The 22539-nt window shown below is 64.2% G+C and carries 19 protein-coding genes and 1 riboswitch; of the genes, 12 read left to right on the forward strand and 7 right to left on the reverse strand.

Translation table 11 applies throughout. The features are described 5' to 3' along the window. Positions 1-8 precede the first annotated feature (8 nt). Together KDC96_RS16135 and KDC96_RS16140 are read left to right on the forward strand one after the other, a co-directional pair. Positions 9-887, forward strand: a complete 879-nt coding sequence (locus KDC96_RS16135; RefSeq protein ID WP_256439052.1) for an NAD(P)H-binding protein — start codon at positions 9-11, stop codon at positions 885-887. Next, positions 884-2584 (forward strand): solute:sodium symporter family transporter, encoded by a 1701-nt coding sequence (locus tag KDC96_RS16140; RefSeq protein WP_212449547.1) that lies wholly within the window; start codon positions 884-886, stop codon positions 2582-2584. The genes KDC96_RS16135 and KDC96_RS16140 overlap by 4 nt, the downstream gene beginning before the upstream one ends. Here KDC96_RS16140 and KDC96_RS16520 read toward each other — a convergent pair. From KDC96_RS16520 to KDC96_RS16160, 5 genes are all read right to left on the reverse strand, one after another. Further along, positions 2581-2877, reverse strand: coding sequence for a TauD/TfdA family dioxygenase (locus KDC96_RS16520; protein ID WP_249171844.1), 297 nt, complete (start codon positions 2875-2877; stop codon positions 2581-2583). The two genes, KDC96_RS16140 and KDC96_RS16520, sit on opposite strands and share 4 nt — an antisense overlap. 95 nt (positions 2878-2972) lie before the next feature. Beyond that, positions 2973-3488 (reverse strand): TauD/TfdA family dioxygenase, encoded by a 516-nt coding sequence (locus KDC96_RS16525; RefSeq protein WP_249171845.1) that lies wholly within the window; start codon positions 3486-3488, stop codon positions 2973-2975. Further along, a complete protein-coding gene (locus tag KDC96_RS16150; RefSeq protein WP_212449549.1) occupies positions 3481-4425 on the reverse strand; it encodes an aldo/keto reductase in 945 nt (314 codons plus the stop codon). Before KDC96_RS16150 ends, KDC96_RS16525 begins: the two co-directional genes overlap by 8 nt. A gap of 15 nt (positions 4426-4440) precedes the next feature. Then, complete coding sequence (locus KDC96_RS16155; RefSeq protein ID WP_212449551.1) at positions 4441-5550, reverse strand: Gfo/Idh/MocA family protein; 1110 nt, start codon at positions 5548-5550, stop codon at positions 4441-4443. Continuing rightward, positions 5547-7454 carry a beta-galactosidase gene (locus KDC96_RS16160; protein WP_212449552.1) on the reverse strand — a complete coding sequence of 636 codons (1908 nt, stop codon included), beginning with the start codon at positions 7452-7454 and terminating at the stop codon, positions 5547-5549. Before KDC96_RS16160 ends, KDC96_RS16155 begins: the two co-directional genes overlap by 4 nt. Positions 7455-7589: 135 nt before the next feature. On the opposite strand from KDC96_RS16160, the gene KDC96_RS16165 reads away from it, so the two are divergent. The 10 genes from KDC96_RS16165 to gcvPB all read left to right on the forward strand — a co-directional run bounded on the left by KDC96_RS16165 (position 7590) and on the right by gcvPB (position 20375). Next, positions 7590-8585 carry a metalloregulator ArsR/SmtB family transcription factor gene (locus KDC96_RS16165; RefSeq protein ID WP_212449554.1) on the forward strand — a complete coding sequence of 332 codons (996 nt, stop codon included), beginning with the start codon at positions 7590-7592 and terminating at the stop codon, positions 8583-8585. Then, positions 8582-9511 carry a methylenetetrahydrofolate reductase gene (metF, locus tag KDC96_RS16170; protein ID WP_212449556.1) on the forward strand — a complete coding sequence of 310 codons (930 nt, stop codon included), beginning with the start codon at positions 8582-8584 and terminating at the stop codon, positions 9509-9511. The genes KDC96_RS16165 and metF overlap by 4 nt, the downstream gene beginning before the upstream one ends. Next, positions 9508-10554: a homocysteine S-methyltransferase family protein gene (locus tag KDC96_RS16175; protein WP_212449558.1), complete on the forward strand. Its 1047-nt coding sequence runs from the start codon at positions 9508-9510 to the stop codon at positions 10552-10554. Before metF ends, KDC96_RS16175 begins: the two co-directional genes overlap by 4 nt. Positions 10555-10659: 105 nt before the next feature. Then, a complete protein-coding gene (gene metH / locus KDC96_RS16180; protein WP_212449560.1) occupies positions 10660-13308 on the forward strand; it encodes a methionine synthase in 2649 nt (882 codons plus the stop codon). Positions 13309-13319: 11 nt separating this feature from the next. Then, the gene (locus KDC96_RS16185; protein WP_212449562.1) at positions 13320-14240 is read left to right on the forward strand and encodes a sulfite exporter TauE/SafE family protein; all 921 of its coding nucleotides are present in this window, start codon (positions 13320-13322) and stop codon (positions 14238-14240) included. 43 nt (positions 14241-14283) lie between these two features. Beyond that, positions 14284-15486, forward strand: coding sequence for a serine hydrolase (locus KDC96_RS16190; protein ID WP_212449564.1), 1203 nt, complete (start codon positions 14284-14286; stop codon positions 15484-15486). 119 nt (positions 15487-15605) lie between these two features. Continuing rightward, a riboswitch (glycine riboswitch) is annotated at positions 15606-15703 on the forward strand. A 148-nt stretch (positions 15704-15851) separates the two neighbouring features. Next, a complete protein-coding gene (gcvT, locus tag KDC96_RS16195) occupies positions 15852-17015 on the forward strand; it encodes a glycine cleavage system aminomethyltransferase GcvT (protein WP_249171846.1) in 1164 nt (387 codons plus the stop codon). 3 nt (positions 17016-17018) lie between these two features. Beyond that, on the forward strand, positions 17019-17390 hold the full coding sequence (gene gcvH, locus KDC96_RS16200) for a glycine cleavage system protein GcvH (RefSeq protein ID WP_212449568.1): 372 nt from the start codon (positions 17019-17021) through the stop codon (positions 17388-17390). A gap of 55 nt (positions 17391-17445) precedes the next feature. Then, positions 17446-18810: an aminomethyl-transferring glycine dehydrogenase subunit GcvPA gene (gene gcvPA / locus KDC96_RS16205; RefSeq protein ID WP_212449570.1), complete on the forward strand. Its 1365-nt coding sequence runs from the start codon at positions 17446-17448 to the stop codon at positions 18808-18810. Then, on the forward strand, positions 18807-20375 hold the full coding sequence (gene gcvPB / locus KDC96_RS16210) for an aminomethyl-transferring glycine dehydrogenase subunit GcvPB (protein ID WP_212449572.1): 1569 nt from the start codon (positions 18807-18809) through the stop codon (positions 20373-20375). The genes gcvPA and gcvPB overlap by 4 nt, the downstream gene beginning before the upstream one ends. Positions 20376-20381: 6 nt before the next feature. Here gcvPB and KDC96_RS16215 read toward each other — a convergent pair whose 3' ends face one another. After that, on the reverse strand, positions 20382-21692 hold the full coding sequence (locus KDC96_RS16215) for a lipopolysaccharide biosynthesis protein (protein ID WP_212449574.1): 1311 nt from the start codon (positions 21690-21692) through the stop codon (positions 20382-20384). A 20-nt stretch (positions 21693-21712) separates the two neighbouring features. After that, positions 21713-22525: an NTP transferase domain-containing protein gene (locus KDC96_RS16220; RefSeq protein WP_212449576.1), complete on the reverse strand. Its 813-nt coding sequence runs from the start codon at positions 22523-22525 to the stop codon at positions 21713-21715. Positions 22526-22539: the final 14 nt, after the last annotated feature.

Raw genomic sequence — 22539 nt, forward strand, 5'->3', positions numbered from 1 at the left:
CGCTTTCGATACTCCTCGCCGGAGCGAGCGGGACGATCGGTCGTGCTGTCGCCACGGCGTTGTCGTCCGACGGGCACCGGGTTACGTGCCTGTCGCGCGCCGACTTCGCTGATGCGGCAACTCTGGCGAAGGCCGTGGCCGAGGCTCGGCCGGAGACGGTGATCTCCTGCATCGCTTCGCGTAGCGGTTCGCCGAAGGATACGCAGACCGTCGATTATCAGGCGAACGCCAATCTTCTCGCGGCGGCGCAGGCAGCGGATGCGCGACACTTCATCCTGCTGTCGGCAATATGCGTGCAGAAGCCCCGGCTGGCGTTCCAGCATGCCAAGCTCGCCTTCGAGGCGGAGTTGCAGGACAGCGGGATCGACTGGACCATCGTTCGCCCGACCGCGTTCTTCAAATCGCTGTCCGGACAAATCGCACGCGTGCGCGATGGCAAGCCGTTCCTGCTGTTCGGGAATGGCGAGCTGACCCGCTGCAAGCCGATCAGCGACGCCGATCTCGCGCGTTTCATCGCCGATTGTGTGACCCGAACCGGACGCCGCAACTGCGTGCTGCCGATCGGCGGTCCCGGACCGGCGATCTCGCCGCGCGAGCAGGGCGCGATGATGTTCGAGCTGGCGGGCCGGGAGCCACGCTTCCGCTCGATATCTCCATCCTTGTTCAAGCTCGCATCGCACCTGCTGTCGCTGGGCGCGCCTTTCTTCGACTGGTTCGCCGCAAAGGCGGAATACGCCCGCATCGCGCACTATTACGCGACCGAAAGCATGCTGGTGCTCGATCCGGAAACGGGAGCGTATTCTGAGGAAGCGACACCGGAGTTCGGCAGCGACACACTGCGCGATCACTACAGGCGGCTGATTGAAAAGGGAGTACGAGACACATGACATCGGGCAGCCTTCTCTTCACTCTCGCCAGCTGCGTTTTCTTCATGGTGCTGGTCGGCTGGATCAGCTGGTTCAAGTCACGCGGCACCGCCGACAGCAAGGACGGCTATTTCCTGGCCGGGCGCGGGTTGGGGGCGACCTTCATCGCGGGGTCGCTGCTGCTCACCAACCTCTCTGCCGAACAGCTGACCGGACTCAACGGCTCGGCCTACGGCCACAATCTGTCGAGTATGGGATGGGAAGTCACCGCAGCGGTCGCGACCATCGCGATGGCGCTCATCTTCCTCCCGCGCTATCTCGCGGGCGCCTTCACCACCCTGCCGCAGTTCCTCAACGATCGGTTCGACCCCGGCGTGCGCCGCCTTTCGGTGCTGCTGTTCATGCTGGGATACGGCCTCGTGACGATCCCCGGCGTGCTCTACGCTGGCTCGCTCGCGGTCAATGCGTTCTTCGATATGGAGGCGCTTACGGGGCTGAGCGAATTCAGTGCGCTGGTCTTCACCGTGGTGCTGATCGGGGTGGTTGGCGCGATCTATGCCGTGTTTGGCGGTCTGCGCGCGGTGGCGGTTTCGGACACGCTCAACGGCGTCGGTTTGCTCATTATCGGCATTCTGGTGCCGGTGCTGGGCCTGATCGCGCTGGGCGAGGGCAGTTTCGGAGCCGGGCTGGCACGGCTCACCGCCGACCATCCGGAGAAGCTCAACGCCATCGGCAGCGCCAGTGATCCGACGCCATTCGGGACGTTGTTCACCGGCATGATCTTCGCCAACCTGTTTTACTGGTGCACCAACCAATACGTGATTCAGCGGACGCTCGGCGCGCGCTCTCTGGCCGAGGGTCAGAAGGGCGTGCTGTTCTCGGGCTTCTTCAAGGTGCTGGTGCCGTTCATGATGATGATCCCCGGCGTCATCGCGTTCCATATGTACGGACCGGGGCTTGATTCGATTGACGAAGCCTATCCGCGCCTGGTCAGCGATGTGCTGCCGTTCTGGCTCTCGGGCTTCTTCCTTGCGGTGCTGCTGGGTGCGGTGTTCTCCTCGTTCAACTCGCTGCTCAACAGCGCGGCGACGCTGTTCAGCCTCGATGTCTATGCGCCAGCGCGCGGGGGTGAGGCGAGCGATGTCGAACTGGTGCGCGTGGCCAAGATCGCCAGCGTGGTGATCGCGCTCGCCAGCTTCGTGATTGCGCCGATGCTAGCCTTCGCTCCCGAAGGATTGTGGCAGATCATCCGCATCTTCACCGGCTTCTACAACATTCCGACCATCGCCATCGTGATAGTCGGGCTGTTCACTGCCCGCGTGCCTGCGCTGGGAGCGAAGATCGTGATCCTCTTCCACGTCATCGCCTATGGCGTGATCCGCTTTGCGCTTGCCGACGTGGTGACCTTGCACTTCATCCATCTCTACGCGGTGCTGTTCGCGATCGAGGTCGGAATAATGCTGGTCTGCGGCTGGCTCGTCCCGCGCGAAGAGCCCTATCGTTTCGCCCGCAACGAACAGGTCGACATGACCCCGTGGCCCTATGCCAAGCCGCTGGCGGCAACTCTGTTCAGCTGCGTGGTCGCGACCTACCTGCTGTTTTCGCCCATCGGCGTCGCGGGCGAGGTGGGACCGGGGATGCTGTTCGGCGTGCTGCTTGGTGCGATCGTTCTGGCCAATGCACTGGTGTGGAGCATGGCCGCGCGCCGCGCTGTCTAGGCGACCAGCGAAGCCAGCACCCGCCGCCTGCCTTCGAACGGGCGGCGACCATGCATGACGAGGAAGTTGTCGATCAGCGCCACATCGCCCGCCTGCCACTGGCAATCGGCGGTCAGTTCGTCGGCGATGGCGATGGCGGGGGCCATGTCTTGCGATGTGATCGGGGTGCCGTCGCCGAAGGTGATCGCGCGATTGGGATCATTGCGCGCGTCGGCCCATCCCCGGAAGGCGGCGATCAGCTGGTTGAAGAAGGTCTTGCACCCGTCTGGCAGAGTGCGAACGGCATCCAGCACCGGCGTGGTGGCGCGCAGGGAACCGTCGTCCTGCCAAGCCCAAGCGTATCCCAGCTCGGCCAGCCGCGCTTCGGCTCCGTCGCGGTCTACAACGCTCAGCGTGCTGCGCCAGCTGCGGCCCTGACCCGACCCGCATCGTCGCTGCCGGGCATGACATTGGTGTAGCGCACGCCGTGCCGTTCGACCTTGGCTACGAAGTCTGGCGCTTCGCTTTGAAGCCGCTCCAGCACCCAGTCCGAGCGGCACAGCGGCGTCGCGCCGCCCTTGTCGGGCGCGATCTCGCAATAGAAAAACAGCTTCGACGGATAGAGCGGCGTCTGCGCCATTTCATGGTGCAGGAAGATCTCGGTCGTGGGCGGGGCTTCGTTGGCGGTGAAGACGCGCGGGGTAACGTTGGTGCGTACCGCGTTGGAGAGCGAGTCCTCATAGGTGAAGCCCGGCTCGCCATAGGCCTCCACCGCGGCGTCGAACGCCTGCGGGTCGGGCACGTCGAACCCGCGAAACAGGAGCGCGCCCGCATCGTCGAGCGCAGCATCGACCGCCGGCTTGTTGGCGCTCAGGAACGTGGCCAGATCGCCGCCACCGGTGATGATTGCGGGAAACTCAGTCATAGATCGGATGGAACGCGTTGAAGGCGGCTTCGGTGAAGACACCTGGGTCGTTGAAGCGGCGGTTTTGATTGAGCGCGGAAATCGCCGCCATCTCGACCTGCGAGAGTTCGAAATCGTCGATGTCGAGGTTCTCCTGCATCCTTTCGGGTTTGGTGGTCTTGGGGATCACCGCTGTCCCGCGCTGGATGCCCCATTTGAGCAGCACCTGCGCGGGTGTCTTCCCATGCGCCTGCGCCGCGACCATCACCGGCGCTGCGCCAAGCAGGCTCTCCTCCTCGCGCGCCATGTCGAGCTCGAAATAGCTCTGCGCGCCGAGCGGGGAAAAGGCGGTGACGTCGATGCCATAGCCCTTGGCGCAGCGGAGCAGCTTTTCCTGCGTGAGGTAGGGATGCGCTTCGATCTGGAGCATGGCTGGTTTGATCCGGGCATAGGTCATGAGATCGTGCACAAGCGCCGTGTTGTAGTTGCACACGCCGATATGCCTCACGAGGCCTTTGTCGACCAGCGCCTCCATCGCCGCCCAGGTTTCATGGAGCGGCACCTTGGCGGGCTTCATAACCGGCTCGGCCGCATCGGGATCGTGAAGCCACTCGGGCGGATAGCGCGTTTCGATGGGTACGAATTCGAGCGCGATCGGGAAGTGGATCAGGTAAAGATCGAGCTGCTCCAGTTGCAGGTCTTCGAGCGTTTTTCGGCACGCCAGTTCGACATGCTCTGGCGCGTGGAAGGTGTTCCACAGCTTGGACGTGATCCACAGATCCTCGCGCGTTACCAGCCCGCCTTGGATCGCTCGCGCAAGCCCTTCGCCGGTTTGCGCTTCGTTGGCGTAGTCGGCGGCGCTGTCGAAATGGCGATAGCCCGCGCGCACCGCTTCGACGACGGTGCCCGCGGTGTCATCCTGCGGGATTTTCCAGAGGCCGAAGCCTTGGCGGGGCATGTTTGCTAGCAAGGTCTAGTCCTTGAATGTGATGTTGACCGGCTGACCGGTGGCAATGCTTTGCTGGGCGGCGGCGCCCATAACAACCGAGCGATAGCCGTCGCGCGCATTGATAAGCGGCGGCGTGCCGCCGACCAGTGCCGCGTGGAAGTCGCGCTGCTGGAAGTAGGTCGCGCCGTGATGCGATCCGGCCGCGAGCGCATCGGGTGGGGTGGTAACGGTTTCGATCTGCGCGGCGGTCCAGGTGGGCAGGCGCCGACCATCTGGGCCGACTTGGCCTGCGCGCGGCGACCATATGACCTCGCTCGCGGGCAGCTTGACTTCGAGCTTGCCGACCGGCCCGACCGCGCTGATCTCTTCCTGCTGCTCGGCCCCTTCGGCGAACATGCACAGATCGAGCAACGCGCGCGCACCGCCCGCGAAATCGACCGTGACAAACGCGTTGTCGAGAATGTCGGGCACTTTGCCATCATAACGCTCGTCCAGATGGTTCACATCCTGCCCGCCGCTCGCAAAAACACGCACCGGTTCGTCGCGCAGGATGTGGCGCATCAGGTCGAAGAAGTGGCAGCATTTCTCCACCAGCGTCCCGCCGGAGTTGCGGTTGAAGCGGTTCCAGTCACCGACCTTTTCGAGAAACGGGAAGCGGTGTTCGCGGATCGCAAGCATCTTGATATCGCCCGCTTCGCCCGCATGGACCCGCTCGATAAACCGCGTGACCGGCGGCATATATCGGTATTCGAGCCCGACCCAGAAGAGGTTGGGATAGCCCTGCGCGGCCGTTGCCAGCGCCTCGGCATCCTCGATGGTCGTGCACATCGGCTTTTCGAGTAGGACTGCGCAGCCTCTTTCCATCACCGGGCGGACCGCATCGAAATGGGTAAAGTTGGGCGAGGCGACGATAACCGCATCCGGCTTGGCCACTGCGAGCATTGCTTCCGCTTCATCGAACAGCTCGATCGTCTGGCCGAGTGCCGTGGCCTGTCGCTGTGCCGCTTCGCGTGACCCCGCATCGGGATCGGCCACCGCGACCAGCTCCGCCCCCGGCACCAGCGCGAGATTACGCATATGCTCGCGGCCCATCATGCCGCAGCCGATAATGGCATAGGTGCGTGTGCCGCTCATCGGGTCAGCGCCGTAATCGAAACGCCTGCGGGGTCAATCATGTCGCCGGTCAAACCGAAACGGACGGGCTTTGCCGAATAGTTGAAGGCGAAGAGATTTGTGGCGGTGCGACGGATGCGCAAGCCTTCGGGCAGGTCCATCAGCTCGAGTGCTGCCTCCTCGCCAATGCGCGCCACAAGCAGATCAAGCAGGGCGCGATCGGGCCATGCTGCGCAGTATCGGATGGTGTCCTTGGCAAAGACCACACCGCGCCCGTCCTCCAGCGCCAGTTCGGGTGGCAGATCGCTCGTCACATCTTCCCGCCAGCGAGAGATTGTCCAATCCTCGCCAGCCTCGACCATGCCATGGCGCAGGCTCTCGACCCGGGTGACCGTCAGGGGGATCGCATCGCGCAATTCGCCGGGAGGCAGGCCGTCGGAAATGCTGAAGCTGTCGGTCTTGCTGCCAGAGCGCGGGCCGATAAGGACGGGGCAGGCGAGCGCGGACAGCTTTTGTGCGAAGGCATCGGGCACAATCGGCAAGGTTGGAATGAATACCGCCTTGTAGGCTGAAAGATCGGCACCGGGGCTGACGATATCGACATCGACGCCGCGCCGCCGCAGCGCCGAATACCATTCATAGACAAGTTCGAGATAGCGGAAGCTTTGCCCTTGCGGCTGGATTCCGCAAACCCATGCCGCTTCGTAGGAAAACACCAGCGCCACCGGTGCCTGCGCCGTCTCCTGCGGCCCGATCTCGGCGATGATCCGCGCCGCCTCGCGCACTTCGGGCGCGGCCTCGGCCTCGCTGCTGTCGGGCCGCAGCAGCCCCGCGTGCATCTGCTCCTGCGCAAACGGTGCCTGCCGCCAGCGGAAATAGCTGGTGAACTCCGCCCCGTGCGCCATCGCTTCGAGCGTCCATAGCGCGACCATCCCGTCGAGCGGAGCGGGGTTGAACCGCGCCCAGTTTACCGGCCCTGGCTGTTGCTCGATGATCCCCCAACGCCCCTTGGCGCAGCCGCGATAGAGGTCGTGATGGAACGCCGCGATATCCGGATGACCCTGCCGCAGATAGTCGCGCTTCTCGTCGTCGGAGAACCAGTACTGTTCGAGAAAACCGAGCGGGTAGGAATCCCACGTCGCCACATCGAGATCGCGGCCGACATCGTGATGATCGAACTCGGTGAAGAAGCCCATGAAATTGTGGGTGATATCGCGGCCGGGGGAGTGCGCGCGCAGGATCTCGACCTGCTTGCGGTTGAAACCGACCACCTCGTCCGACGCGAACCGGCGATAATCGAGCCAGTGGGCGGGGTTGGCTTCGGTCACGGTTAGGTTGGGCGGATCGATGACGTCGAACGCGCGGTATTCCATGCTCCAGAAGGCATTGCCCCATGCCGTGTTGAGCGCATCGATTGTCGTGTAACGCCGCGCGAGCCATTCGCGGAAGCGCACGGCGGCAGCCTCGGAAAAGCTGAGGACGGTATCGTGGCAGCCGTATTCGTTGTCGGTCTGCCAGGCGGCGATCGCCGGGTGCTCGCCGTACCTCTCGGCCAGCGCATTGGTGATCCGGCGGCTTTCGGCGCGGTATCCCTGATGGCTGAAGCAATAATGCCGTCGCGACCCGAAACCGCGCGGGCGGCCCGCTTCGTCGATGGCCACCATATCGGGCATCCGGTCGACCAGCCACTTGGGCGGTGTCGCGGTCGGGGTGCAAAGCATGATCGAAAGCCCCGCATCGGCGAGTGTCCCGATCGCGCGGTCGAGCCAGCCCCAGTCGAACCGGTCCGGCTCCGGTTCGATCCGGCTCCACGCGAATTCGCCGATCCGCACCAGCGAAAGGCCCATCTCGCGCATTCGGCGCGCATCGTCGGCCCACTTGTCTTCGGGCCAATGTTCGGGAAAATAGCAGCAACCGAGTTTCATGCGGGCGGCCTTTCGGAAAAGCTGGCAATGCCCTAAACGGTGTTGCGCGTGTCGCCTAGAGTTCGAAGCGAACCGTAAACCGATCCTTCACTCACCGCATTTACACATATAAAAATATCTTTATATGTGATCCGGATGACGATCGACGCGATCTTCAAGGCCCTCGCCGACCCGACCCGGCTGCGCATTGCGCGGCTGCTGTCGGCCATGGAACTGGCGGTCGGCGAACTGGCGCAGGTGCTGGGGCAAAGCCAGCCGCGCGTATCCCGGCATGTCGGCATCCTGTGCGACGCGGGTCTCGCCGAACGCCGCCGCGAGGGCAGTTGGGTGTTCCTGCGCAGCGCCAGCGGGGCCGAAGACACGGACCCCATCGTGGCGGCGGTCGAACGCCTGCTCGCCATCGCCGAGCGCGAGAACGGTGATTTCGCCGCGACCTGCGAAGACGACCGGCGCAAGCTCGCCGCGATCCGCGAGGCGCGCGAGAGCTCCGCCGAGCAATATTTCGCCCAGCATGCGGGTGAATGGGATGAATTGCGCGCGCTCCACAGCGCCGATGCGCAGGTCGAACGGCGGCTGCTCGAAGCGCTGGACGAGACCCCGCTGGGCACCGTGCTCGATATCGGTACCGGCACCGGGCGGATCGCGGAGCTGTTTGCCGACCATGCCGATCACGTCGTCGCGCTCGACAAGAACCTTGAAATGCTGCGGGTCGCGCGCGCCAAGCTGCAACATCTGCCGACCGCGCAGATCGAACTGGTGCAGGGCGATTTCGGGGACCTGCCGTTCGCCGCCGCCAGTTTCGACACGATTGTGCTGCATCAGGTGCTGCATTTCGCGCAGGATCCGGCGCTGCCGCTGGCCGAAGCGGCGCGGGTCACCCGGCCCGGCGGTCGCATCGCGATAATCGATTTTGCCGCGCACGATCGCGAGGAGCTGCGGACCCGCCACCAGCATGCCCGGCTCGGGTTTTCCGACCGTCAGCTGCGTGATCTTCTGCGCGGCGCCGGCTTCACCGCTCGCCCACCGATCGCGCTCGACGAAGGCGAGCTGGTGGTCAAAATCTGGTTCGGGCAGCGCCGCGATCTCCCCGCTTCACAAACATCCACACCCGCCAAAGAGCACACCGCATGAACACCCCTACGCTTGACCAGCTTCAGGAAGCGACAACCGCGCTTGGCGCCCCGCTGTTTTCCGGCCTGCCGGGCGATATCGACATCAGCTTCGAATTTTTCCCGCCCAAGACCGACAAGATGTCCGAAACCCTTTGGGAGAGCGTCGCCACCCTCTCGCCGCTGGGCCCGCGCTTCGTTTCAGTGACGTACGGTGCGGGCGGGACAACGCGCGAACGCACGCATGAGCAGGTGGTGCGCATCCAGAACGAGGCGAAGATTCCGGCTGCGGCGCACCTGACCTGCGTCAACGCGACGCGGGACGAGGTGGATGAGGTCGCGCGCCATTACTGGCAGGAGGGCATCCGGCATATCGTCGCGCTGCGCGGCGATGCGCCCGATGGCGGCACCTACGCGCCGCATCCGGGCGGGTATGCCAATGCGATCGAGCTGATCGCGGGCCTGAAGAAAGTCGCCGATTTCGAGATTTCGGTTGCCGCCTATCCCGAAGTCCATCCGGATTCGCCCGATGCGCAGGCCGATATCGCCAACCTCAAGGCGAAGTTCGATGCGGGCGCCGACCGTGCGATCACGCAATTCTTCTTCGACCCAGAATGCTTCTTCCGCTTCCGCGACAAGGCGGTTGCCGCCGGCATTGACGCCGAAATCGTTCCGGGGATCATGCCGGTGATGAGCTTTGCCGCAGTCCAGCGCATGTCGGGCATGTGCGGGACGGACATTCCCGGCTGGATGGAAGGCCTGTTCGACGGTCTCGACGAACGCCCCGCTGCGCGCCAGCTGGTGAGCGCCACGATTGCTGCCGAACTGTGCCGCAAGCTCTATGCGGGCGGCGTGCGCCAGTTCCATTTCTACACACTCAACCGCGCAGAATTGTCCTATGCCATCTGTCACATGCTGGGTAAGCGCCCGGTGGGAGGCGCAGCATGAGTGCGCGGGCAAGACTGATTGAAGCCGCGAGCGAACGCGTGCTGATCTTCGACGGCGCGTTCGGGACGCAGATCCAGGATCGCAAGCTGACTGAACAGGATTATGCTGGCGACCTGGGGCTGAAGGCCGACCAGAAGGGCAACAACGATATTCTCGCGCTGACGCGGCCCGACGTGATTCGCGACATCACCCGCGCCTATCTCGACGCGGGTTCGGATATCGTATCGACCAACACCTTTTCCGCCAACCGCATTTCGCAGGCCGATTACGCCGCCGAGGATCAGGTCGCCGCGATCAACATCGCCAGCGGCAAGATCGCACGCGCGCTCGCCGACGAATACGAGGCGAAGGACGGGAAACCGCGATTTGTCGCAGGCGCGATCGGGCCGACCAACAAGACGCTCTCGCTTTCCCCGGACGTCGAAGATCCCGGTTTTCGCGAGATCGACTTCGACGAGCTGACCGCGGTCTACAAGGAGCAGGCCGCCGCGCTGATCGAAGGCGGGTGCGATTTCATCCTGATCGAGACCGTGTTCGACACGCTCAACGCCAAGGCCGGGATCATGGCGGTCAAGCAGCTTGAGGCGGAGCTCGGCCGCGAGATTCCGTTGATGATCTCGATGACGCTCACCGACCTGTCGGGCCGCAATCTGTCGGGCCACACGGTCGAGGCGTTCTGGTACGCGGTGCGGCACGCGAAGCCGGTCACCATCGGGCTCAATTGCAGCTTTGGCGCGGACCAGCTGCGCCCGCATGTGCAGTCGCTGAGCGGTCTCGCCGATACGCTGCTTATGGCCTATCCCAATGCCGGCCTGCCCAACGAGCTGGGCGAATATGACGAGCTGCCGGAGACAACGGCGGCGCTGGTTCGCCAATGGGCCGAGAACGGGCAGGCCAATATCCTCGGCGGCTGTTGCGGTTCGTCACCCGAACACATCAAGGCGATTGCCGATGCGGTGCAGGGTCTCAAACCCCGCGCAATTCCGACTCCCGATGTGAAGATGCGACTGGCCGGGCTGGAGGCATTCACAGTCGCCGCATGATCGCTCAATCAACTTCCGTCACCCCTGCGAAGGCAGGGGTCCAGACAACCTAACTGGCCGTGGATAGGCTCCTGCCTTCGCAGGGGCGACGGTTGCGAGAGACACGTGTCCCAAACAGCAAACACTTCCTCTACCTTCATCAATATCGGTGAACGCACCAATGTCACCGGATCGGCGGCGTTCAAGAAGCTGATCATGGCGGACGATTACGCGACCGCCGTCGAGGTCGCGCGCCAGCAGGTCGAGAACGGCGCGCAGGTGATCGACGTCAACATGGACGAAGGCCTGCTCGACGCCGAGAAGGCGATGACGACCTTCCTCAAGCTGATCGCCGCCGAACCCGACATCGCGCGCGTCCCGGTGATGATCGACAGCTCCAAGTGGGAGGTGATCGAGGCGGGGCTCAAATGCGTGTCCGGCAAACCGATCGTGAACTCGATCAGCATGAAGGAGGGCGAGGAGCCGTTCCTCGAGCATGCCCGCAAGTGCATGGCTTACGGCGCGGCGGTCGTCGTGATGGCGTTCGACGAGGTCGGTCAGGCGGACACCAAAACCCGCAAGGTCGAGATCTGCAAGCGTGCCTACGACTTGCTCGTAGGCGAGGGATTTCCGCCTGAAGACATCATCTTCGATCCCAACATCTTCGCGGTGGCGACAGGGATCGAGGAACACGACCGCTACGGGCTCGACTTCATCGAAGCGGTGCAGGAGATCAAGGCACAGTGTCCGCATGCCAAGACCAGCGGCGGGCTTTCCAACCTCTCCTTCAGCTTTCGCGGCAACGAAACCGTGCGCCGCGCGATGCATTCGGTGTTTCTCTACCACGCGATCCCCGCCGGGCTCGACATGGCGATCGTCAATGCCGGGCAGCTCGATATCTATGACAATATCGAGCCTGCCCTGCGCGATGCGTGCGAGGATGTGATCCTGATGCGCCGCGAGGACGCGACCGAGCGGCTGATCGACCTCGCTGAAAGCTACAAGGGCAAGAGCGTTGCCGACGAAAAAGCCGCCGAGGAATGGCGCGGCTGGCCGGTGGCCAGGCGGCTCGAACATGCGCTGGTGAAGGGCATCGACGCGCACATCGTCGCCGATACCGAGATCATGCGCGCTGCCACCGAAGAGGCAGGCGGGCGTCCGATCGAGGTGATCGAAGGCCCGCTGATGGACGGGATGAACGTCGTCGGCGACCTGTTCGGCAGCGGCAAGATGTTCCTGCCGCAGGTGGTGAAATCGGCGCGGGTTATGAAGAAGGCGGTCGCCCACCTCATCCCGTATATCGAGGCGGAGAAAGACCTGCTGCCCGAGGCCGAGCGCAAGGCCAAGGGCAAGGTCATCATGGCCACCGTCAAAGGCGACGTGCACGATATCGGCAAGAACATCGTCGGCGTCGTGCTCCAGTGCAATGGATACGACGTGATCGATCTCGGCGTGATGGTGCCGTGGCAAGACATCCTGAAGTCGGCGAACGACAACAAGGCCGACATGATCGGGCTGTCGGGCCTGATCACGCCCTCGCTCGACGAAATGGTCACCGTCGCCGAGGAAATGCAGCGCGCCGAGATGACCATGCCGTTGCTGATCGGCGGGGCAACGACCAGCAAGGTCCACACCGCGTTGAAGATCGATCCGGCCTACGAGGGGCCGGTGATCCACGTGCTCGATGCCAGCCGCGCGGTCGGCGTCGCGTCGAAGCTGTTGTCTGACACCCTGCGCGACGATTTTGTCGGGGAAACGGCGGGCGACTACGAGAAAGTCCGGCTCGCGCGCGAAGGCAAGACGCCGAGCGTGCTGCTGAGCCTCGAGGATGCGCGCGCCAACTATTACGACGCGTATCTGAGCGACAAGCCCGCGCCGCCGCTCAAGCCCGGGGTGCACGTTTTCGACGATTGGGACCTCGCGGATCTGCGCCAGTATATCGACTGGACCCCGTTCTTCCGGGCGTGGGAACTGCACGGAAACTACCCCGCGATCCTGACGGACGAGGTGGTCGGCGAAACGGCCAGCCAGCTGTTCGACGACGCCAATGTGATGCTCGATCGGATCATCGAGGAGAAGTGGCTCACTGCGCGCGGCGTCGCGGGTTTCTGGCCCTGCGCGCGCGATGGCGACGATGTCACGATCCACCGCGAATTCATCAGAGAAGGCGGACGCGAAGAGCATGTGGTTCTCCCATTCCTGCGTCAACAGGTGAAGAAGAGCCGCGACCGCGCCAATATGTGCCTGGCCGATTTCATCGATCCGAACGGCGACTGGATCGGCGGATTTGCGGTCGGCATCCACGGGATCGAGCCGCACATCGCCCGCTTCCAGGCGGACAAAGACGATTATTCGGACATTCTGCTGAAGGCGCTGGCCGACCGCTTTGCGGAGGCTTTCGCGGAAGCGTTGCACAAGCACACCCGCACCGATCTGTGGGGCTATGCGCCGGGCGAACAGCTGACCAACGAAGCGCTGATCAAGGAACAGTATCGCGGCATCCGCCCGGCTCCAGGCTATCCCGCCTGTCCCGATCACTCGCTGAAGCCGATCCTGTTCGACCTGCTCGAAGCGGAAAAGAATGTCGGTCTGACCCTGACCGAGAATTTCGCGATGTGGCCGACCGCTGCGGTATCGGGTTTCTATTTCGGTCATCCCGAATCCGAATATTTCGGCGTGGCGCGGATCGGCCGCGATCAGCTTGAGGAATACGCGCAGCGGCGCGGCGTCGATCTGGAAACGGCGGAACGGTGGCTGCGGCCCAACCTCGACTAGGCCCATCTCGATTGAGCGCGCTGCCGCCCGGAAGGCTGGTTGTGATCGGCGGCCTTGTGCTGCTGATCGCGTATGGCATGCTCGCGGCCAGTGTCGCGGTCGATACCGATTTGCTCGCGAGCCTGTGGTTCCTGCCCGGAGTCGGGGCGATCGGCGCGATCATTGCCAACACGTCCGGCACCGGCGGCGGTGTGGTGTTTGTGCCCGCATTCAATGCGTTGCGCGAACATGGGGTGATGAGCCTCGAACCGTTGCAGGTGGTCGGCGTGTCGATGGCGATCCAGAGCTTCGGCATGACCATGGGCGCGCTGCGCTGGACCGACCGGCTGTACCACCAGCCCGCGCCGGAGCCGCTTCACGCAACCGTCAGCCCGCGCGATTTCTTCCTCGTTGCAGGCGCGGTGCTCGCGCTGTCGTTGCCGGCAATGCTGCTGACCCAGCGTCTTGCGCAGTTCGACCAGCAGGACGTGCTGCTCGCCTACAAGGGCTTTTCGATCCTGCTCGGCCTCGCGCTGATCGTCTCGACCTGGACGGTCAATCTCGCGCGACCCGAGAAGGGCCGGATCGAGCGGTTCGACCTCGCCGTTCTGCTGCTGATCGCGATCCCTGGCGGAGCGATCACCGCGCTGTTCTCGGTCGGGATCGGTGAGCTGGTCGCGCTCTACCTGTTCATCCGTCATTACCCGGTGCTGCTGTGCACCGGGGTTGCCTGCCTGATCTCATCGGTCAGCGTGATCGCCGGGGTAATCTGGCATGTCGAGGCGGGCACGATCCAGTGGGAAGTCGTGCTGCTCGCAGGGCCGGCGGCGGCGCTGGGAGGGTTTCTTGCCCGCCCGATTGCGATCTGGCTCGGAGCGCGGCGGCTCAAGACGCTGGACGGGGCGTGGATCGTGCTTTCGGCGTTGTATCTCTTCTGGCTCAATCGGGCGTGATCAAGGGATTGACCTTTGCGCGCGTAGCGCTGAGAAACCTTTGATGCTACGAACCTTTTTCGCTGCCATTTCGTTCATCGCGCCCGGCATCGCCGTGGCGGATGATGATCCCCAGCCCGCAACCGTCGTGGTCGCGTTCAACCGCGAGACGGTCGTCCCGCTGATCGTTGAAGGCGTGCGCAATCGCGAAAGCGGCGATTTGGTCACGGCTAATGACCCGGTTCGGATCGCCAGCATATCAAAGCTGGTCATGGCGATCGCGGCTTTGCGACTGGCGGACGAGGGCAAGGTCGATATCCATGCCGACATCTCGGATTATCTGGGATGGAAGGTGCGCGCACCGGGTTTTCCCGATGCCAAGGTAACGCTGGCACAGCTTCTCTCGCACCGTTCCGGCCTGCGCGATGATGCGGGCTATGTGATCCCACTGGGCGAAAGCCTGCAAGCGAAACTGGCCGAACCGGCGGCTTGGTATCCCGACGCCCCGCCCGGCGAGGCGCCGTTTGAATATGCCAATCTCGGCTCGCCCGTGGCTGCGACCGTGCTCGAAGCGGCCACCGGAGAGCGGTATGACCGGCTTATTGAGCGCACCGTGTTCGCGCCGCTTGGTGTAAAGGCCTGCCTCAACTGGATCGGCTGTGATGAGGAAATGGTGGCCCGTGCGGTCACGCTGTACCGTGACACTGGAGAGATCGCGCGCGACGATGCCGCCGACCTTCCACCCAATTGTACGATTCCTGTGGCCGAGGGCGTTGAGTGTTCACTCGACGATTACGTGCCTGGCACCAATGCTTCGATTTTCTCACCGCAAGGCGGGGTGCGGATCGGGATGTTGGATCTGGCGAAGATCGCGCAAATGCTGATGGCCGGTCCCGATACAGATTTTCTAACCATGGAAGCGCACAGAGCGCAGCTTATGCCAATCATTACACAGCCGCTTGAGCCGCTTGCCGATCAGGATTTCTTCTGCGCCTACGGGCTTGGCATCCAAATGATCGAACAGCCGGGACGCGATTGCCAGGACACTCTGTTTGCAGACGGCTATCAGCATTTTGGCCACGCTGGCGAAGCGTATGGTTTGAGGTCTGGCCTGTGGAATGCCGACCATACCTATGTCGGCGTGGTGTATTTCACCACCGCCGTCCCGCCGCGACAAAGCGCCGAAGACCAAGGCGGTTTCGACGCGCGAGAAATCGCGCTGATGGCGCGGGCGCAGGCCATGCTCGAAAAAATAATGCCCGATTAGGCGCAAGCTTCTGCGGCTGGACGCAGGAAAACTTCGTTATCGCCTGCAATTGTCGCGCAAGCGATTGACGGGCGCTTTCGCATCCGCAAAACGGCTTGTGCCCGCCGGGAGTGATTCCGGCGTCTCTCGCGGGAGAGACCGGTCTTCTTTCGGGGAGGCAGGCGCCGAAGGAGCAACCGCCCCGGAAACTCTCAGGCAAACGGACCGCGAAAAGAATGGGCACTCTGGAAAGCGTTACGCGGCCTTTGCGTGACCACCGAAGGGGAGGCGGGCCCTGGCTCGCTGAAGCTCTCAGGTTTCCCGACAGAGGGGGCAGGAACGGCGCACCGTGCGGGGCGTTCGTATCTCTGTTCGGGGACTGTAGTTTGAGCGAAGAAACCACCCACGAAGACGCGCTGCCGCCGGCGACATTGCCGCTGCACGTCTGGCATCTCGCGCGCGGGGCGCGGATGGTGCCGTTCGCCGGTTACGAGATGCCGATCGATTACTCGCGCGCGCACGGCGGGATCGTCGCCGAGCACAACTGGACGCGCGAAAGCGCCAGCCTGTTCGATGTGTCGCATATGGGGCAGTTGGGGCTGATCGGGCCATCGGACGACGTCGAAGCAGGCTGCGCCGAGGCCGCCGAAGCGCTCGAGGCGTTGGTGCCCGGTCTCATTTCTTCGCTGAAACCCGGCAAGATGCGCTATTCGCTGCTGCTCGACGAGCAGGGCGGCATTCTCGACGATCTGATGATCACCCACGCCGGGCCGCGCATCAACCTGGTCGTCAACGGCGCTACCAAGTGGGACGATATCGCCCATTTGCGCGAGCACCTGCCCGACGAAATCCGCCTGACCCATTTCGAGGATTTCCCGCTGCTCGCGCTGCAGGGACCGAAAGCGGCCGAGGTCATGGCCGCGCTGGTGCCCGCCGCCGCCGATCTGACTTTCATGACGGCCGGGCTGTTCGAATGGAACGGCGGCCATCTGTGGATCAGCCGCGCGGGCTATACCGGCGAGGACGGATTCGAGATTACCGTTCACGAAGACCAGATGTTCGATTTTGTCGAGGCGCTGTGCGACGATGAGCGGGTGCGCCCCGCCGGTCTGGGGGCGCGCGATTCGCTGCGGCTCGAAGCCGGCCTGCCGCTCTATGGGCACGACATCACGACCGCGACCGACCCGGTCAGCGCCGACCTGTCGTTCGCGCTGTCGAAGAAGCGCCGCGAGACGGGCGGATATCTGGGCCACGGGCCGGTGATGCAGGTGCTCGAGCAAGGACCGGCGCGGCTGCGCGTCGGGCTGCTGCTCGACGGTCGCCTGCCCGCGCGCGAAGGTGCGGAGGTATTCGCCGGAGATACCAGGGTCGGCACCGTGACCAGCGGCGGCTTTTCGCCCACGCTCGGGGTGCCGATTGCCATGGCCTACATCGACAGCGCGCACAGTGCCGCAGGCACCGCGCTCGAATGCGAAGTGCGCGGGCGTCGCCTGCCCGCCAAAGTTACACCCATGCCGTTTGTCCCGCATCGCTATTACAGGGGGAACTGATCAATGCCGCGCTATTTCACCGATGAACACGAATGGATCGATGTCGAAGGCGACAGCGCCACGGTCGGCATTACCGACTACGCCCAGGAACAGCTGGGCGATATCGTCTTTGTCGAACTTCCGAGCGTCGGCACGATGCTCGACAAGGGCGGCGATGCGGCAGTGGTCGAAAGCGTCAAGGCCGCGAGCGACGTCTACGCGCCGATCACCGGCGAAGTGACCGAAGGCAACGGTGCGCTCGAAGACGATCCCGCGCTGGTCAATTCCTCGCCCGAGGAAGAAGGGTGGTTCTTCCGCATGACCATTGCGGACAAGGGCGAACTCGAAGGGCTGATGGACGACAAGGCGTACAAGGCGTTCGTCGACAACCTTTGAGGCTTTCGTCTCGTATCTCGGCGGCCCGTCCGCTTCCTACCAAGGTCATTTGCAAATGCGTTACTTGCCCCTAACCGACACCGACCGCAGCGATATGCTCGCCACGATCGGCGCATCTTCGATCGACGACCTGTTCGTCGATGTGCCCGAAGTCGCGCGGCTCGACGGACCGATTCGCGACCTGCCGATGCACGCGAGCGAGATGGCGGTCGAGCGGCACATGAAGGGGCTTGCCAGCAAGAACCTCGCAGCGGGCGATGCGCCGTTCTTCCTCGGTGCGGGGGCCTATCGCCATCACATCCCGGCGAGCGTCGACACGGTGATCCAGCGCGGCGAGTTCCTGACCGCCTACACGCCCTACCAGCCCGAGATCGCGCAGGGCACGCTGCAGATGCTGTTCGAGTTCCAGACGCAGGTTGCGCGGCTCTATGGCTGCGCGGTGGCGAATGCCTCGCTCTATGACGGCTCGACCGCGTGCTGGGAGGCGGTCGCGATGGCGACCCGCGTCACCGGGCGCAAACGCGCGGTGCTCTCCGGCGCGCTGCACCCGCACTACGCGCAGGTCGTGAAGACGATGGCGCACTTCACCGGCGACGAGATCGCCGATGCGCAACCCGCGATCCAGACCGAGCCCGATCTCGAAGGCCTGATCAGTCGGATCGACGACGAGACCGCCTGCGTCGTGGTGCAATATCCAGATATCCTCGGCCGCATCAGCGATCTCTCCAAGGTCGCCGAAGCCGCGCATGCCAAGGGCGCGCTGCTGGTTGCAGTCAACACCGAGCCGGTGGCGCTGGGCGCGATCAAGTCGCCGGGCGAGCTTGGCGCGGATATCGTTGTGGGCGAGGGGCAGGCGCTGGGTGTCGGGCTGCAGTTCGGCGGGCCGTATCTCGGTCTGTTCGCGGTGCGCGATCTCAAGCATGTCCGCCAGATGCCGGGGCGGCTGTGCGGCGAGACCGTGGATGCCGAGGGGCGGCGCGGCTTCGTACTGACGCTCTCCACCCGTGAGCAGCATATCCGCCGCGAGAAAGCGACATCGAACATCTGCACCAACAGCGGGCTGTGCGCGCTGGCCTTTACCACGCATATGACGCTGCTGGGTGAGAAAGGCCTGCGCCAACTCGCCGCCGAGAACCATCGCCTCGCCTGCCTTGCCGCCGACCGCCTCGCGCGGGTGCCCGGCGTGAGCGTACTCAACAAAGCCTTCTTCAACGAGTTCACCCTGATGCTCGATGGCAAGCCCGCGCGCGACATCGTGCGTGATCTGGCAGATCGCGGCGTGCTGGGCGGTGTCTCGCTCGGGCGGCTCTATCCCGGTGTCGAGGCACTGCAACAGGCTTTGCTGGTGACCGTGACCGAACTCACGACCGAGGAAGACATTGAAACCCTCGCGACCGAGCTTGAGGAGGCCATCCGATGAACGCGCCCAACAAATCAGGCTGGAAGCCCGAAATGCAGGTTTCCGAAGACGGCATGCACAATGGCCCTTCGACCACCACGGGCAACCGCGCGCTGATGCTGGAAGAGCCGCTGATCTTCGAGATTGGCCATGCGGAAACCACCGGCGTTGATCTGCCCGATGTCGACCCGAATGCGCCGACGCGGCTGGGCGGTCTCGACCGCTCCGAACCTATTGGCCTTGTCGGCCTGACCGAGCCGGAAACGGTGCGCCATTACACCCGCCTCAGCCGCCAGAACTACGGGATTGATCTCGGCTTCTTCCCGCTCGGCAGCTGCACGATGAAGCACAATCCGCGCCTCAACGAGAAGCTGGCGCGGCTGCCCGGTTTTGCCGATATTCACCCGCTCGCACCGCAATCGACGGTGCAGGGCGCACTCGAAGTGATCGACCAGCTGGGCACATGGCTCAAGACGCTGACCGGCATGCCCGGCGTCGCCATGAGCCCCAAGGCGGGCGCGCATGGCGAATTGTGCGGGATCCTTGCGATCCGTGCCGCGCACGAAGCGCGCGGCGATGCCCGCGAAGTGGTGCTTGTGCCCGAAAGCGCGCACGGCACCAATCCGGCGACCGCCGCTTTCGCCGGGTACAAGGTCGAGGATATCCCCGCGACGCCCGAAGGTCGGGTCGATGTGGAAGCGCTCAAGGCCCGGCTCGCCCCGGACGTTGCGGCGGTGATGATCACCAATCCCAACACCTGCGGCCTGTTCGAAAAGGACTTCCGCGAGATCGCCGACGCGGTCCATGTGGCCGGCGGCTACGTCTACTGCGACGGGGCGAACTTCAACGCCATCGTCGGCCGGGTCCGTCCTGGCGACCTGGGCGTCGATGCGATGCACATCAACCTGCACAAGACCTTCTCCACCCCGCATGGCGGGGGCGGTCCGGGATCCGGACCGGTGGTGTTCTCCGAAGCGCTGATGCCGTTTGCTCCGCTGCCGTTCGTGCGCAAGGACGCGAACGGGGAATTCGCGCTGGTCGAAGAGGAAGCGCGGGAGGAAACGCGCGGCCAGACCTTTGGCCGGATGACCGCGTTCCACGGCCAGATGGGCATGTTCACCCGCGCGCTCACTTACATGCTCAGCCACGGGGCCGATGGCCTCAAGCAGGTCGCCGAGGACGCGGTGCTCAACGCCAACTACATCCTGCGCAGCCTGGAGGACATTCTCCACGCGCCGTTCGCGGACAGCGGCCCGTGCATGCACGAGGCGCTGTTCGGCGATAGGGACTTCGGCGGCGATCTCTCGACGCTCGATCTCGCCAAGGGGCTGATCGACGAGGGCTATCACCCGATGACGGTGTATTTCCCGCTGGTGGTCCACGGGGCGATGCTGGTCGAACCGACCGAGACCGAGAGCAAGGCCTCGATCGACCAGTTCATCACCGCCTTCCGGCACGTCGCCGAGCGCGCTTTGGCGGGGGACGAAACGCTCAAGCAGGCGCCCTACTATGCGCCCCGGCGGCGGCTCGATGAAACGGCGGCGGCGCGCAAGCCCAAGCTGGCATGGGAAGAACCGCAGGAATAGGCGCGGTTACTCGGCGGGCGGGGCGATACCTGCGCGCGTGTCACCGGTCTTGATCGACCCGGCTTCGGGCTCGGCCTGCACGACGATGCGGATTTCGCGCATGTTGAGGATCGCAACGTAGAACCCGATCACCGCCAGCGAGCTCGATCCGAGCACTGCAAAGGCCGCTCCCTTCGCTCCGTTCCAGTCGATCGCCGCGTCGAGGAAAATCAGCGCCAGCACCGTCGGCACCGCGCGTGCGATGAAGGCCGTGCCGGCGCGCCCGGCCGAAACCAGCAGCGATTCAAGGCTTGCGCCGACCAGTTCGACCGCGCCCGCGATCGAAAGGATCACCATCGCCCAATAGAATCCGGAAAAATCGTCTTCGGCGATCGTGGCCAGCCCCCAGCGGCCGAACAGCAGCGCCATCACCACTGCCAGCACGCCCGCGACGACCGCGATATTCGCCATCCGGCGGGTCATTTCGAGCGCGTTCTTTTCGTCGTGCACGAGTTCGGGAAGGATCGCCTTGGAAACCGTCTGCGCCAGCGTGACCAGCGCCTGCCCCAGTTGCGCGGCGACACGGAAACCGCCCGCCAGCGCCGCGCCGCCGAACGTGCCGACCAGCAGGATCATCACCTGCTTGCCCGCGATCGATAGGCTGCCGGACATGTTGGTCGACCACACGAACCACCACGCGTCGGGATGCTTTTCCGGCAGGCGGGTGAGGCTGATATGCGACAGGTCGATGCGCTCGTCGCGCGCTGCCGCGATCCACAATGCGGCAGCCACCGCCACCTCAGCCGCCGCCCAGGCGACGATGAAACCGGCGACCGTGGGGAAGAGATAGGCCGCGATCACCGCGCCGACCGCGCGGATTGCCGGCTGCACCGCCTCCGCCCCAGTGGCCGTGGCGAACTTGAAGCGCAGCCTCAGGAGGCCGGTGGGCGTGGTCCGGATCGACAGCAGCGAGACCATGCAATAGCCGAAGGTCAGCCACAGCAGCTCGTCGGGCAGCGGCAGCCACAGCTGCGCGGTCGATACCACCGCCGCGGCGATCACCGTACCCATCGCCACCGACAGCATGTCGAGCGCGATCGCGAACCCGGTCGCTTCGGCAGGACCATCGCCGTTCGCGCCCCAGCGAATGATGAACTGCCAGGTCTGGAAGTTCGCAAGGCCCGTCACCGTCTGACCGAGCGCGACGATGATCGCGAAATACCCGAAGCTTTCGATCCCGAGCGTGTGGGTCGCCAGATACAGGTACAGCAGGCTCATCACGGCGTTGAAGCCGCGACCTCCGAGGAGCCAGCCGATATTCTGGAACAGGCGTTTCATGATGCGGCCGCGCGGCGCGCTCAGGCGCTCGCGGCGTCCCCTTCACGGCGTTTGAGAATTTTCTCGGTCACTTCGAATGTCCGCTCGTTATCGACGTCGATCGCGTAATGCCCGTCGGATAGCACGACCGGCACCAGTTTGATGCCGAACCGGCGCGAAATCTGGTCGAACAGCTTTTCCTTCGACCCCCAGCCCATGCGAAAGCGGATCAGGTTCATGAAGCCGAAGGCCTTGATGATGCGGCGCGGGAATTTCACGAACTGCCCGCCCTCGCGCATGATCTCTGCCGCGCTCAGGGCCTGCTCACTGCCCAGCCAGTACATGTTGCAGTTTGAGTAGCCGCCGTCCTTGAATTCGTAGAACCGCTTCTGCCCATCGGGATCGGCCTTCTGCACGTCTTCCTTGCGCGCGAGACCCGCTGCGCCGCCAGCCCCGGCTTCGAGGCATTTGCCGATGAACTCGGAATAGCCCTCGGGCGTGACGAGGCAGTTGTCCGCTGTGGTGATGAGCAGCGCAAAATCCGCGCCCTCGGCACCCGAAAACACGCTGTCGACAATGTTGAACTTGCCCTCGGCGAAGGTCAGGCGGCCTTCCTCCAAGAGTCTTGCGATGGTCGGCTGCTGGGCGATTTCGTCCGGCTCGTGCGCGACGATCCGGATCGCGCCGACCTGCTCGCAGGCTGCCACCTGACGCGCCACGCGCTCGACCATCGCCACGCCATTGACGGGCACCACGCATTTTTGCGCGACGCCCGCCCGTTCGGCGAGCGGATCGAGCACGCCGGACCGCTTGCCGGCCATGATCAGGGCCGTGACTTTAGTGCTATCATCCATGGCGCGCGCCTGTA

The sequence above is a fragment of the Erythrobacter sp. JK5 genome (assembly GCF_018205975.1).
Taxonomy (GTDB): Bacteria; Pseudomonadota; Alphaproteobacteria; order Sphingomonadales; family Sphingomonadaceae; genus Erythrobacter.

What these genes read in the sequence shown, in the direction of transcription:
- KDC96_RS16150 (WP_212449549.1), bottom strand. Translation starts at nt 4,425, where the DNA reads ATGCCCCGCCAAGGCTTCGGCCTCTGGAAAATCCCGCAGGATGACACC.
- KDC96_RS16155 (WP_212449551.1), bottom strand. Translation starts at nt 5,550, where the DNA reads ATGAGCGGCACACGCACCTATGCCATTATCGGCTGCGGCATGATGGGC.
- KDC96_RS16220 (WP_212449576.1), bottom strand. Translation starts at nt 22,525, where the DNA reads ATGGATGATAGCACTAAAGTCACGGCCCTGATCATGGCCGGCAAGCGG.
- KDC96_RS16140 (WP_212449547.1), top strand. Translation starts at nt 884, where the DNA reads ATGACATCGGGCAGCCTTCTCTTCACTCTCGCCAGCTGCGTTTTCTTC.
- KDC96_RS16175 (WP_212449558.1), top strand. Translation starts at nt 9,508, where the DNA reads ATGAGTGCGCGGGCAAGACTGATTGAAGCCGCGAGCGAACGCGTGCTG.
- gcvPA (WP_212449570.1), top strand. Translation starts at nt 17,446, where the DNA reads ATGCGTTACTTGCCCCTAACCGACACCGACCGCAGCGATATGCTCGCC.
- KDC96_RS16215 (WP_212449574.1), bottom strand. Translation starts at nt 21,692, where the DNA reads ATGAAACGCCTGTTCCAGAATATCGGCTGGCTCCTCGGAGGTCGCGGC.
- metF (WP_212449556.1), top strand. Translation starts at nt 8,582, where the DNA reads ATGAACACCCCTACGCTTGACCAGCTTCAGGAAGCGACAACCGCGCTT.
- gcvH (WP_212449568.1), top strand. Translation starts at nt 17,019, where the DNA reads ATGCCGCGCTATTTCACCGATGAACACGAATGGATCGATGTCGAAGGC.
- gcvPB (WP_212449572.1), top strand. Translation starts at nt 18,807, where the DNA reads ATGAACGCGCCCAACAAATCAGGCTGGAAGCCCGAAATGCAGGTTTCC.
- KDC96_RS16160 (WP_212449552.1), bottom strand. Translation starts at nt 7,454, where the DNA reads ATGAAACTCGGTTGCTGCTATTTTCCCGAACATTGGCCCGAAGACAAG.
- KDC96_RS16165 (WP_212449554.1), top strand. Translation starts at nt 7,590, where the DNA reads ATGACGATCGACGCGATCTTCAAGGCCCTCGCCGACCCGACCCGGCTG.
- KDC96_RS16190 (WP_212449564.1), top strand. Translation starts at nt 14,284, where the DNA reads ATGCTACGAACCTTTTTCGCTGCCATTTCGTTCATCGCGCCCGGCATC.
- KDC96_RS16525 (WP_249171845.1), bottom strand. Translation starts at nt 3,488, where the DNA reads ATGACTGAGTTTCCCGCAATCATCACCGGTGGCGGCGATCTGGCCACG.